We start from the raw sequence: 13,380 nt of genomic DNA, 5'->3' as shown, positions 1-13,380 counted from the left end.
CTCGCCCCCGAGCCCTCGGAGCGCGACAGCACGGTGATCGCGAGCGTGTGCGCGCCGACGGTGAGCGCGGCGGGAACCGCCCGCTTCACCCCGTCGGCGCCGAGCAGGACGTCCAGCGCGCGGGCCGCGGCCATGCCGACCGGGCCCAGCGGGGTGTCCTTGAGAACGAGGTCGTACGCCCAGACCGTGGCGGCCAACGGCACCGCGACGCCGAGCGCCTTCCGGCCGCCCGCCAGCGCGGCGAGGCCGAGGCCCGCCGCCGTGAGGCCGGTGGCGAGCGCGAGCGCGGTCGACGGACGCACCCGCCCGGACGGGATCGGCCGCTCGGGGCGTTCCACGGCGTCCAGCTCGCGGTCGGCGTAGTCGTTGAGCGCCATGCCCGCCCAGTACAGGCACACCGACGCCGCCGCCAGCCCGGCGTTGGCGGGCCGCCCCGACACGGCCGCGCCGACCAGCGAGTCGCCGGGCACGGTCAGCGCCGCCGGGGCCCGCACCAGCTCGACGAGGGCGTTCACCGGCGGGCCCAGTCGCGCAGCACGTCGTACTGGGCCATGAGCCCGTGCGGGCCGACACCGAGCGGGTCCTTGAAGAAGAACGCCAGTTCCGGGACCTGGCCGGGGGTCTCGGCCGTGGCCATGAACCGGGCCAGGTCCAGGACCAGCGGCGCGGCGAGGGCGGAGTCGCAGCCCTGCCAGGTGACCTGGAGGGTCATGCGGGTGCCCAGGAAGCCCTCGAACAGGACGTGGTCCCACGCGGTCTTCCAGTCGCCGAGCGCGGGCACGTGGTCGATGTGCACCCGCCCGTCGACCGGGTGGCCCAGCTCGCCCTCCAGCACCCGCTGCTTGGCCGCGTTCTTGCTGGCGGCCGGGCCGGGGTCGGCGAGGTTCGCGCCGTCGCCGCCCCCGAGCAGGTTGGTGCCCGACCAGGACAGCACGCTCAGCGCGCGCCGGGCGAACATCGGGGCCAGCACGGACCGCAGCAGCGTTTCCCCGGTCTTGCCGTCCCGGCCGGTGTACGGGACGCCCATGACGTGGGACAGCTCGTCCAGCGCGGGCAGCCACGCCCCCGTCGACGGGGTGAAGTCGACGTAGGCGCAGCCCGCCCGCATGGCCGCGTAGGCGTAGAGGGAACTGGGCGGCAGGGTGTCCAGCGCCCGGTCCACGTCGGACAGGTGCTGGTGGGCGGGGTGGGGCCGGACCGGTGGCTCGGTCGAGGCCACGTTCACCACGACCACCCGGTCGATCCGGTTGCGGCGGCGGAACGCCGTGATGTCCGCCGCGAACCTCGCCGGGTCGCCCGACGCGCCGGAGCGGATCTCGCCCTCGGCGACCGTGAGGTCCGTCCACACGAGGTCGGCGAGCCTGGCCGGGATCACGCCGCCGTGCACGAGCTGCTCCACCCGTTTCACCAGCGGCGTGTCCACCACGTCGTGGCCGCCGAACACCAGGTCCGACCACGCGGGCAACCCCGCGTCGGCGAAGTCCGGCAGCTCGCTGACGCACCCGGTGGGCGGCGCCGCCCCCGCCCGCACCGCGGCGGCTCCCGCGATGGCGGTGGTGGCGACCGAGCCCCGTGCCCCGACGAGCCACACCCCGATCCGGCCCATGGTGTCCCCTACTCCTGTCGCATGGCGGGCAGCGGTCCGGACAGCGCGGCGATCAGCGCGTCGGTGTCGCGGGCGAGCACGCCGCGCACCTCCGCGATCTGACCGTCCGCGAGGGCGCGGAACTTGCGCAGCTCGGCGATCGTCTTGACGTCGTTGCCGTTCGCCTCGGCCTTGCGGACCTTGGTGAGCTGCGCCTGCAACGCGTTCGCGTCGACCTGGCTGAGCCACCCGGTCACCTGGAAGCGGGTGATCAGGTTCGCGATGTCCCGGCTGGACGTCGTGACGCCGAACGCGACCTCCTGCGTGGTGCGGTTGCCCGCCTGGTCGGTCGCGGCGACCGTCAGCCGGTGCAGCCCGAGCGCCAGCTCGTGCAGCGGCAGCGACGCGCCGGAGCGGAAGACCTCGCCGTCCAACGTGCCGAGCACCGAGCGGACGCCGGACGTGCTGTCCACCGCCTGCCAGCTGATCCGCAGGTCCTGGCTGTCGCCGTAGATCCGGCCGTCGGCGATGCCGGAGACCAGCACGGTCGGCTTGGTGCCGTCGATCTTCACCGTGGCGGCCTTGTCCGGTTCCACCGCGCCCGCCCGGTCCTTCGCCCGGTAGAGCAGGGTGTGCGTGCCGTCGCCGGTGACGTCCACGGGCGTGGTGTAGGCCGTCCACGCCCCGCCGTCGAGCGCGTACTCCACCGAGGCCACGCCGGACCCGGCGTCGGTCGCGGTCAGGGTCACCGGGACGGCCCCCTGGTGCCAGCCGCCGTCGCCGGGGTCGGCGAAGGTGGCCCTGGTGGACGGCGCGGTGGTGTCGACCCGCACGTCGAGGGTTCTGGCCGCCTCGACGTTGCCCGCCTGGTCCACCGACCGGTAGCCGAGGGTGTGGGCGCCTTCGGCGACCGCGACGGGCACCGTGTACGGCGACCACGCGCCACCGTCCACCGCGTACTCGGTGCGGGCGAGGGCCTGGTCGTCGGTGGCGGTCAGGACGACCGAGACCGGACCGGTGAACCAGCCGGAAGCACCGGGGGTCGCCGGGTCGGTGGTGGCCGTGGTGACCGGCGCGGTGACGTCGACCGCTCGGCCCCACGTCGGGTGGAAGTAGTCGAACTTGGCCGTCTTCGACGCCGTCTGCCCGACGCCGAAGGCGTAGAGGCCGACCTTCGCCGAGCCGACGGCGGTGTTGTCGACCGTGCCGACCGACGTCCACGTCTGCCCGTCGGTCGACGCGTAGCCGCGGAACGTGCTGCCCTGCTTGGACAACCGCAGCCACGACACGCCCTGCGTCGTGCCGATCTCGGGTTGCGGGTTCTGCACGACGTCGCCGACCTCGCTGCGCAGCTCGATCCGCCGGTTCACCGCCTGGCCGGGCTGGTTGTTGGTGACGTGGTCGAGCTTCACGTAGTTGCCGTCGTCGGTGTACGCGATGAGGCCGCCCTGCTGGTAGGCCTCGGAGAACGCGCTCGCGTCGACCTTGGTCTCCAGCGTCCAGTCACCGGCGGGCGGCGTCTGGAGGAAGAAGTTCTTCGGCGCGGAGTTGTCGCCGCCGAAGATGTCGCCGCGGCTGGTGTCGATCTCCAGGTTGCCGCCGGTCACCCGCGTGGCGGTCGGGTCGGGCCGCACGACCGTGTCCCACCGGCAGGTGTCGAGCGCGCCGCCGTCGAACTCGTCGACGCCGGGAGCGCCCTGCTCCAGCTGGAACCAGTCGAACGCCGCGTCGACCACCGGCCGGTTGCCGGTGCTGGCCAACGACATCAGCCCGATCCGCGGGTTCGGGATGCCCGCGATCAGCTTGTCCGTCTGCGGCATCGCCGTCCACGCCGCGCCGTCGCGCGAGTACGCGGCCGTCAGCTTCGTGCCGTCGCTGGTGAACCGGACGTACGCGGTGTCCGGGTAGGCCGCGCCGAGCGGGCCGACGTTGGAGTCGCCGACCTCGTTGGGCACGCCCGCCTCTTCGCGGATGAACTGGAACCGCCGGTTCGCGGCGTCGTTCGCGCCCGCGGCGCTGAGCACCATCTTGGCGTAGTTGTCGTCGTCGCCGTAGAGCACCAGACCGGCCTGCTGGTAGGCGTCGCGGGCGACCAGGCTCACCTTCGTGGTGGCCTGCCAGGGACCGGACGGCATCGGCTGCACGACCAGGTTGGGCACGGGCGTGCTGTTGTCTGAGCCGTAGATCTCGCCGAGCGCGGTCGGGATGTGCAGCGCCCCGCCCGCGACCCGGAGGTCCTGGTTCTCCCGCACGACCGTCCACCGGGCGCGGTCGAGTTGCGCGTCGCCGAACGCGTCCGAGCGGCCGGACAGGCAGCCGGGGCCCGCGCCGTCGACGATGACGTGCACGTGCTCGACCCGCGCCGCGCCCTTGCTGTCGGTCACGGTCACGGCCGCGTGGTAGTCGCCCGGCTGCTGGTAGGTGTACTCCGCGTCGGCCGTGGTCGGCTTCGGCGCTCCCGAGACCCCGAAGTCCCACGAGTACGTGAGCGGGGTGTCGCCCTCGGGATCGGTCGCCGCCGCGTGGAAGGCGACCGTGAGCGGTGCGGTGCCGGTAGTCGGCGTGGCGGTCGCGGTGACATCGGGGCGCTGGTTCAGCGTGACGCCGCGGCCGAGGAAGTCGACCCAGTTGACGTTGAGCAGGCCGCCGTTGTCGTTGCTGCCACTGGGTTTGCGGACCACGAAGAACAGCGGACCACTGGCCGTGGGCGGTGAGGTGAGCGGGACTGGGAAGTCCTGGTAGGTCTGCCACCCGCCGGTGCCCGGCACGACGGCCGTGCCCAGCAGCGTGCCCGTGGCGGAACCCGCGCGGACCTCGATCCGGCCGCCGCCGGACCCGGACGCGGCGCGGAACCGCAGGCCGTCGACGCCGGTCAGGCTGACCGGGTCGAACGTCCAGTAGTCGCCGTCCTCGATGTTGCCGATGTCCTGGCCGCCGCCCGCGGGGTCGGACGCCGTCTCCGGCACCACGCCCGCGCCGCCGGTGCCCGTGCCGCCCTCGACCCGGCCGGTGGCGGTGAAGTACTCGGCTTCCTTGCGCTTGGTCTGCAAGACGACCTGCGACCGGCCGGTCAGCGGACGGGCCCCGTTCACGCCGCCGTGATCGGTGTAGGACGCCTCCAGGACGTAGAAGATGTTGTCGCCGTCGCTGTGCCCGGACGACAGCGTCGTCTGGACCGTTCCTTCACAGCCGGTGTACTGGTCGAGCGGGTGGCCGTGCGAGTCGTGGCCGAGGATCGCCTGCAACCCGACCTGGGCGCAGTCGATCGTGCCGTCCTCGGGGTCGGACACCGTGACGCTGTACCGGATCTGGTCGCCGAACTCGAACAGCCCGCCGTTGGGCGGCAGCGTCAGGGTCACGGTCGGCGCGGTGTTGCCGACGGTGATCGGCACGCTGGCGCTCGCGGACTTGCCGCCGGAGCCGGTCACCGTGAGGGTGGCGGTGAAGTTGCCGACCGCCGGGTACGTGTGGCCGGGGTTCGCCTCGGTCGAGTCGACCGTGCCGTCTCCCTCGAAGTCCCAGGCGTAGGCGAGTTCACCGCCGTCCGGGTCGCGCGAGCCCTCGCTGGAGAACTTCACCTGCAACGGCGCGGACCCGTTGGTCTTGTCGGCGCTCGCCTTGGCCGTCGGCTCACGGTGGCCGCGCACGTAGTCGATGCGGTAGATGCCGGAGTCGGTGTTGTCGCCGCCGAACCCGGAGCCCCACTCGATCAGGTACAGCGCCCCGTCCGGGCCGAACTCGAAGTCCATCGGCTTCTTGAAGCCGAACGACGCGAAGATCCGGTTGATGTCGACGAGTTCGCCGCCGTCGGACGACAGCTGCATCGAGTACAGGTCGTCCTGCGTCCACTCGCCGAAGACGGCCTTGCCGTCCCAGTACGCGGGCCACTTGCGGTCCGAGGTGGAGGCGGCGTCGTACCGGTAGGTCGGGCCCGCCATCGGCGCGCCGCCGGTCAGCTCGGGGAACGCGGGGTCGGCGTTGTAGTGGTAGTACGCCGTCGCCGGGACCACCGGAGGCAGGTCGGTCAGGCCGGTGTTGTTGGGCGAGGTGTTCTTCGGCGCGGCGCAGTCGAAGGCCGCGCCGGACGTGCCCGTGGCGAAGTCGTAGTCCACGTACGGCTTGTTGTTGCCCACGCAGTACGGCCAGCCGTAGTTGCCGGACCCGTTGAGGATGTTCCACTCCACGGTGTTCTCCGGCCCGCGGGTCGGCGAGGCGGTGCCCGCGTCCGGCCCGTAGTCGGCGACGAGCAGCTTGTGCGTCTTCGGGTCGACGCCGATGCGGAACGGGTTGCGGAAGCCCATCGCGTAGATCTCCGGCCGGGTCTTCGCCGTGCCGGGCGCGAACAGGTTGCCCGCGGGGACGGTGTAGGTGCCGTCGGCCTCGGGGTGGATGCGCAGCACCTTGCCGCGCAGGTCGTTCGTGTTCGCGGAGGTGCGCTGGGCGTCCCAGGTGGAGCGGCCCGCGCGCTCGTCGATCGGGCTGTAGCCGTCGGAGGCGAACGGGTTGGAGTTGTCGCCGTTGGCGAGCCACAGGTCGCCGGTCGCGTGGTCGAACGCCATGCCGCCGCCGTGGTGGCAGCACTCCTCGCGCTGCACCGGCACGTCCAGCACGACCTTCTCGCTGGCCGGGTCGAGCGTGTCGTCGGCGCGGAGGGTGAACCGCGACAACCGGTCCACGGTCACGCCCGGCGGCGAGTAGTACAGGTACATCCACCGGTTGGTGGCGAAACCGGGGTCCAGCACGAGCCCGAGCAGGCCGCTCTCGTTGGCGGTGAACACGTCCAGGTGCCCGACCGCCGCGAGACCGCCGCCGTTCGGGCGGATGACCTTGATGTCGCCGAGCCGGTCCACGTAGTAGACGCGGCCGTCGGCGGCGACCTCCAGCATCATCGGGTTGGAGGTGTTGTCGTCCAGGGTGACCTTCTCGAACCCGCTGTCCAGGTCGGCCGAGCAGTCCGCGGCCTCGACGCCCGCCGCGGTCCGCAGGCCGCCGAGCAGGTGGGACAGGAACTGCGGGTCGGAGTAGGACTCGATGGTGTGACCGAGGCCGGTGTACCAGGAGCGGCCGCCGTCGTAGTCGCGGCACCAGGAGATCGGGTGGTCCGACCCCATCGTGCCGCCGCTGTAGGTCTTCTCGTCCAACGAAGCCAGCACGTGCGAGGTGCCGCGCGGGTTCGTGCGGAAGTCGTACAGCTCGTCGAACCGGCTCCACCGGCTCGGCAGGCCCGCCGTCGACGGGTGGGCCGGGTCCTCGACCTTCACGGTCGCCTGCTGCTGCGCGGGGTGCTGCTTGAAGTACGCGCCGACCAGGCTGCCGTACCAGGCCCAGTCGTACTCGGTGTCGGACGCGGCGTGCACGCCCGCGTAGCCGCCACCGCCGCGCACGTACCGCTCGAACGCCGCCTGCTGCGTGGCGTCCAGCACGTCGCCGGTGGTGGACAGGAACACGACGACCTGGAACTTCGCCAGGTTCTCGTCGGTGAACGCCCCCGCGTCCTCGGTCGCGACCACGTCGAAGTGGTGGTCGCGGCCGAGGGCCTGGATCGCGGCGATGCCCGCGGGGATGGAGTCGTGCCGGAAACCGGCCGTCTTGCTGAACACCAGCGCGCTGAACTCGACGTGCAGCGCGACCGGCTGGGCGAGCGCGGACGCCGCGCCACCGCCCAGCGCGAGCAGCGCTGCCAGAACCAGGACGAAGAGCCTTCTGACCATTGTCCTTGCCTTCCCCCGACGTGCGACCGACCTACAGTGCGTCCTCGACACTCGTCCACGTGCTGTCCCGCGCCGCGCTCGTCTCGACCGCGGCCAGCACCCGCTGCACCCTCAGACCGTCCTCAAAGGACGGTAATGGATCTCGTTCCTCCGCTATCGCCGTCACGAAGTCGAAGACCTCGTGGGTGAACGCGTGCTCGTACCCGAGGCCGTGCCCCGGCGGCCACCACGCCGACAGGTACGGGTGCGAGCCCTCGGTGACCAGGACCCGGCGGAACCCGGCGGTGTCCGGCCCCTCGGTGTGGTCGTGGAACGACAGCTCGTTCATCGACTCGAAGTCGAACGCGACGCTGCCCGCGGACCCGTTCACCTCGATCCGCATGGCGTTCTTGCGGCCGGTGGCGAACCGCGTGGCCTCGAACGAGCCGAGCGCGCCGCCCGCGAACCGCGCGGTGAACAGGGCGGCGTCGTCCACGGTCACCTGCCCGCGTTCGGCGCTGCCCGCCGCGGTGAGCCCCGACGACTCGGCGACCAGCGGGCGTTCGGTGATGAAGGTCTCGGTGACCCCGCTGACCCCGGTGATGAGGTCGCCGGTGAGGAACTGGGCGAGGTCGATGATGTGCGCGCCGATGTCGCCGAGCGCGCCCGAGCCCGCCTTCGCCCTGTCCAGCCGCCACACCAGCGGGAAGTCCGGGTCCACGATCCAGTCCTGGAGGTACTGGGCGCGGACGTGCCGGATCGTGCCGAGCCTGCCGTCGGCGATCAGCTTGCGCGCCAGCGCGAGCGCGGGCACGCGGCGGTAGTTGAACGCCACCATCGACCGGACGCCCCGCTCCCGCGCCGCGCGCGCCGCCTCGGCCATCGCGACAGCCTCGGCGACCGTGTTCGCCAACGGCTTCTCGCACAGCACGTGCTTGCCCGCGGCCAGCGCGGCGACGGCGATCTCGGCGTGCGAATCGCCGGGCGTGCAGATGTCCACCAGCCCGACGTCCTCGCGCGCCACCAGCGCCTTCCAGTCCGTCTCCACCGACGCCCAGCCGAGCCTGCCCGCCGCCGCGCGCGCCTTGGCCTCGTCCCGGCCGCACAGCGCGACCATGTCCGGGGTCAGCGGCAGGTCGAACACCCGGTGCGCGGTGCGCCACGCCTGCGAGTGGGCGGCGCCCATGAAGGCGTAGCCGATCAGGCCCACGCCGATGTGTGCGGTCATCGCTTTCCCTCTACTCGAACGAGAACGGCAGGTACTGGTCGACGTTGTCCTTCGTCACCACGGCGGAGGACAACGTGACCGACGCCGGGATCTCCTGCTCCGCGAGGTCGCCCATGCCCTTGGCCTGCCCCAGCAGCCGGGCCAGCCGGATCGCCGAGGCGGCCATCGTCGGCGGGTACAGCACGGTCGCCTTGAGCACGGAGCTGTCGGACTTGATCTGCTCCATTGCCGCCTTCGACCCCGCGCCGCCGACCATCACGAACCCGGACCGCCCGGCCTGCGCGATCGCTTGCAGCGCCCCGATCCCCTGGTCGTCGTCGTGGTTCCACATGGCGTCGAACTGCGGGTACGCCTGGAGCAGCTCGGCCATCCGCGACTGCCCGGTCTGCACGTTGAACTCCGCGGCGGCCCTGCCGACCTTGCGGATGCCGGGGAAGTTCTTCAGCGCGTCGTCGAAGCCCTGGGTGCGCTGCGTCGTCAGCTCCAGCGTGTCGATGCCCGCCAGCTCGATGACGGACCCCTTGCCGTTCAACACCTTCCCGAGGTAGTTGCCCGCGTTGAGGCCCATCCGGTAGTTGTCGCCGCCGATCCACGTGCGGTAGCTCTGCGCGGAGTCGAAGATCCGGTCCAGGTTGATGACCGGGATCCCCGCGTCCATCGCCTTGCGGCCCGCCGGGGTCATCTGCTTGCCGTCCGCGGGCAGCACCACCAGCACGTCGACCTTCTGGTTGATCAGCGAGTCGATCTGGCTGGCCTGCGTCGCCGCGTCGTTGGAGCCCTCGGTGATGACGAGTTCGACGTCGGGGTATCTCTTGGCCTCGTTGCGGGCGTTGGTGTTGATGGCGTTGAGCCACCCGTGGTCGGCCTGCGGTCCGGCGAAGCCGACCTTGACCTTCTTGCCCGGCTCGGCGTTCGCGGAGTTCTGCGCGCCGCCCTGCGGGGCGGGGGGCGGCCCGTCGACGTTGCTCGTGCACGCCGAGGCCAGCGCGGCGACGCCGAGCGCGGAAGCACCGGCGAGGAGGGTGCGGCGGTTCAAGCCGGTCATGGTGAAGTCCTCTCTGCGGCCGCCCGGCGCTGGATCAGCACGGCGACGACGATGATCAGGCCCTTGGTGATCTGCTGCACTGCGGTGGACAGGTTGTTGAGCGTGAACAGGTCGCTGATCGTGGTGAACACGAGCACGCCGAGCACCGAGCCGACGAGGGTGCCGCGACCGCCGGAGAGCAGCGTGCCGCCGATGATCACCGCGGCGATGGCGTCCAGCTCGTAGAGGTTGCCGTTGGCGGAGGTGCCGCTGCTGGTGAGGATGATCAGCATGACGCTGGCGATCCCGCAGCACAGCCCGGACAGGACGTAGAGCAGGAGCGTGTGCCGCCGGACGTCGATGCCCGCGAGCCGGGCCGCCTCGGGGTTGCCGCCGATCGCGAACGTGCGGCGGCCGAACGTGGTGCGGTTGAGCAGGAACCAGCCGATGACGGCGACCACCACGAAGATGATCACCAACGGCGGGATGCCCAGGATGTAGGACTTCTTGTACCCGAGGTCGACCAGCGACTGGTTCTTGAACGTCACGGTCTGCGTCTTGCCCTGCGACAGCTGGATCGCCAGCCCCCGCGCGCTGGCCAGCATCGCCAGCGTGCCGATGAACGCGACCAGCCGCCCGTAGGCGATGAGCAGCCCGCTCACCAGCCCGGCCCCGACCCCGACGGCCAAGGCGCAGAAGACGATCCCGACGATGCCGTAGGACTGGGTGGCCTTCGTGGTGGCCCACACCGTCGACAGCGCGACGACCGCGCCCACCGACAGGTCGATGCCGCCACCGATGATCACGAACGTCATGCCGACCGTGATCACGCCGATGATCGACGACAGGGTCAGGATCAGCACCACGTTGTCGACCCGCAGGAACTGGTCGGGCTTGGTGACGGCCCCGACGACGGCCAGCGCCACCAGCACGGCGACCAGGCCCAGGTTCCGCAGCTCCCCGATCTTCCCCGCGGCGAACCGCTTTCTCGTTACCACGACCTCGTTCATCCGGCGGTTCCCTCCATGACCAGGTCCAGCACCCGGTGCTCGTCGATCTCGCGGGCGTCCACCTCGGTGACCACGCGGCCCTCCCGCAGCACCAGCACGCGGTCCGCGAGGCCCAGCACCTCGGGCACCTCGCTGGACACCAGCAGCACGGCGACGCCGGAGTCGGCGACCGCGCGGATCACCGCGTACAGCTCGGCACGGGCGCCGACGTCGACGCCGCGGGTGGGCTCGTCCAGCAGCAGGAGCTTGCAGCCCTTGAGCAGCCAGCGGGCCACGACGGCCTTCTGCTGGTTGCCGCCGGACAGCGTGCCGACCGCGCGGCGGACGTCGGCGGGACGCAGGTCGAGCGCCTCGGTCTGCTCGCGCGCGTCGGCGACCTCCCGGCCCTGCCGCATCCAGCCCAGGCGGGCGTAGCGGCGCAGCGAGGCCAGGGACACGTTGCGCGCCACCGAGTCCAGCAGCAGCAACGCCTGGCTCTTGCGCTCCTCGGGCGCGAGGCCCATCCCGTCGCGCACCGCGCGGGTCACCCGGCCGGGGGTGAGCGCGCGGCCGTCGAACACGACCCGGCCGGACGTGGCCCGGCGGGCGCCGTAGATCGTCTCCAGGATCTCCGACCGGCCGGAGCCGACGAGCCCGGCCAGGCCGACGATCTCCCCGCGCCGCACGGAGAACGTCACGTCCGCGAACGCCCGGTCGAGCGTGAGCCCCTCCACGGCCAGGACTTCCGGGTGCTCCGCGTGGTGGCCGGACGCGGGCCGCTCGGGGAACACGAACTCGACCGTGCGGCCGGTCATCGAGGCGACGAGCTGCGTGGTCGGCGTGGTGCGGGCGGGCAGGCCGACCGCGACCGTGCGGCCGTCCTTGAGGACCGTGACGCGGTCGCCGATCTCGCGGATCTCGTCCAGGCGGTGGGAGATGTAGACGACCGCGACGCCGTCGGCGGCCAGTTCGCGGATCACCCGGAACAGGTTCTCGACCTCGTCGGCGGCCAGCACGGCGGACGGCTCGTCCATCACGATCAGCCGCGCGTCGTGGGACAGGGCCCGCGCCATGCTCACGATCTGCTTGCCCGCGGCGGACAACCGGCCCACCTCGCGGCCGACCAGGATCTCCGGGTGGCCGAGCCGGGCGAGCAGGTCGCGGGCCGCGGCGGCGGTCTCGCCGCGCCGCACCCATCCGGCGGTGGCGCGCTCGTGGCCGAGGAAGATGTTCTCCGCCACCGAGAGCCCGTCGACGAGGTCCAGCTCCTGGTAGATCGTGGCGATGCCGCGGCGCATGGCCGAGGTCGGCGTGGGCAGCGACACCGGCTCCCCCGCCCAGGCGATCTCGCCAGCGTCCGGCTGGTGCGCGCCCGCGAGGACCTTGATCAGCGTGGACTTGCCCGCGCCGTTCTGGCCGAGCAGGCAGTGCACCTCGCCCGCGCGGACCTCCAGGTCGACGCCGTCGAGCGCGCGCACGCCGGGGAACTCCTTGACGATGCCGGACATCCGCAACAGCACGGGGCTCATCCGCTGCTCCTGACCGAGGTTCGGACGGGGACGAGGGCGGGGTCGTCGAGCACGGCTTCGAGCGCGACGTTCGCGCCGCCGCGCGAGGCGGCGGCGAACCCGAGCGTGGACAGCTCCACCCGGCAGCCGCCGATGTCGGGAGCGACCACGCGGGACCGCAGCTCGGCCATCATCGGGCCGAGCAGGTACGGGCCCAGGCTGGCGAAGTAGCCGCCCAGCACCACCACCCGCGGGTTGAAGACGTTGATCAGGATCGAGGCCCCGACGCCGAGCCCGGCGCCGACCTCCTCCAGCGCGTCGAGGGTGCGCCGGTCGCCGGTCTCGGCGCGGCGGCCGATCATGTCGAGCCGCTGGTCGAGGTCGAGCGAGGGGTCGCTGACCGGGTCGTCCGCGTCGGCGGCGAGCCGGAGCATCCCGGCCAGGCCGACGAGGGTCTCCCAGCAGCCGCGCCGCCCGCAGCCGCACTCGTGGCCGCGCGGGTCGAGCTGGATGTGCCCGATCTCGCCGGAAAACCCTTCCGCGCCACCGAGAAGCCGCCCGCCCGCGATCACGCCGCCGCCAACGCCGATCTCGCCGGTGAGGTAAACCAGGTCCGTCGTCCCGGCGACGCTGCCCATCGCGAACTCGCCGAGCGCGGCCAGGTTCGCGTCGTTGGCCACCCGGATCGGCATCGGCTGCTCGGCGAGCAGGCCGGTGAGCCGGTCGGCCATCCCGCGCACCACGGGCACGTCCCGCCAGTGCAGGTTCGGGGCGAACGCCACCACCCCGCTCTCCACGTCGACCAGCGCCGGGATCGCGACGGTCACGCCGACCGGCAGCACGTCCCGCCGCCTGCACTCGCGGACGGCGCGCGACGTCAGCTCCGCCACGGCGTCCAGCACGTCCTCGGGAGGCAGCGCCTGCACGTCCAGCGCGACCCGCTGCTCGAACAGCACGGTGTTGGTCAGGTCGAGCACAAGCGCGGTCAGGTAGTCGACGTTGATCTCGACGCCGATCCCGCCGACGCACCGCCCGTCCAGCTCCACGCTCTTGCCCGGCCGCCCGACCGCGCCCGCCCGGTCCAGCTCCCCCTCGCGGACCAGTCCGCGCTCGACGAGCTCGGCGACGAGGCTCGACACGGTGGCCTTGTTCAGACCGGTGTCCGACGCGATCCCGGCCCGCGACCGGGCCCCGTGGGAGCCGAGCCGCCGCAGGACCAGCGCCAGGTTGCTGCGCCGCACGGCGGCTTGGTCCGCGGGCCGCGCGGACGCCAGAGATCGGAGGGCTGGTGAAGGGTGCACGGTCACCGCCGGTTCATCGGGTTCGTCGGTCGGATCAACGAATCACGCCACCCGA

8 protein-coding genes are annotated in these 13,380 nt (G+C 72.2%); all 8 read right to left on the bottom strand.

Features of this window, described 5'->3' with window-relative positions; genetic code table 11:
- Positions 1 to 515 (bottom strand): SCO3242 family prenyltransferase (locus ACFWW9_RS36620; RefSeq protein WP_390386936.1); only part of this gene is annotated, 515 nt, incomplete at its 3' end.
- Positions 512 to 1,606 carry an inositol-3-phosphate synthase gene (locus ACFWW9_RS36615; protein WP_390386934.1) on the bottom strand — a complete coding sequence of 365 codons (1,095 nt, stop codon included), beginning with the start codon at positions 1,604 to 1,606 and terminating at the stop codon, positions 512 to 514. The genes ACFWW9_RS36615 and ACFWW9_RS36620, both read right to left, overlap by 4 nt.
- An 8-nt stretch (positions 1,607 to 1,614) precedes the next feature.
- Complete coding sequence (locus ACFWW9_RS36610; RefSeq protein ID WP_390386933.1) at positions 1,615 to 7,296, bottom strand: ThuA domain-containing protein; 5,682 nt, start codon at positions 7,294 to 7,296, stop codon at positions 1,615 to 1,617.
- 31 nt (positions 7,297 to 7,327) lie between these two features.
- Positions 7,328 to 8,503 carry a Gfo/Idh/MocA family protein gene (locus tag ACFWW9_RS36605; protein WP_390386932.1) on the bottom strand — a complete coding sequence of 392 codons (1,176 nt, stop codon included), beginning with the start codon at positions 8,501 to 8,503 and terminating at the stop codon, positions 7,328 to 7,330.
- A gap of 10 nt (positions 8,504 to 8,513) precedes the next feature.
- Positions 8,514 to 9,548: a substrate-binding domain-containing protein gene (locus tag ACFWW9_RS36600; RefSeq protein WP_390386931.1), complete on the bottom strand. Its 1,035-nt coding sequence runs from the start codon at positions 9,546 to 9,548 to the stop codon at positions 8,514 to 8,516.
- A complete protein-coding gene (locus ACFWW9_RS36595) occupies positions 9,545 to 10,537 on the bottom strand; it encodes an ABC transporter permease (RefSeq protein ID WP_390386930.1) in 993 nt (330 codons plus the stop codon). The genes ACFWW9_RS36600 and ACFWW9_RS36595 overlap by 4 nt, the downstream gene beginning before the upstream one ends.
- Entirely contained in the window at positions 10,534 to 12,045 is a 1,512-nt protein-coding gene (locus ACFWW9_RS36590) for a sugar ABC transporter ATP-binding protein (RefSeq protein WP_390386928.1), read from the bottom strand. The genes ACFWW9_RS36595 and ACFWW9_RS36590 overlap by 4 nt, the downstream gene beginning before the upstream one ends.
- Positions 12,042 to 13,265: an ROK family protein gene (locus tag ACFWW9_RS36585; protein WP_390386927.1), complete on the bottom strand. Its 1,224-nt coding sequence runs from the start codon at positions 13,263 to 13,265 to the stop codon at positions 12,042 to 12,044. Before ACFWW9_RS36585 ends, ACFWW9_RS36590 begins: the two co-directional genes overlap by 4 nt.
- Positions 13,266 to 13,380: the final 115 nt, after the last annotated feature.

The sequence above is a fragment of the Umezawaea sp. NPDC059074 genome (assembly GCF_042738955.1).
In the GTDB taxonomy this organism is placed as follows: domain Bacteria; phylum Actinomycetota; class Actinomycetes; order Mycobacteriales; family Pseudonocardiaceae; genus Umezawaea.
This window is presented reverse-complemented; position numbering and strand designations above follow the sequence as displayed.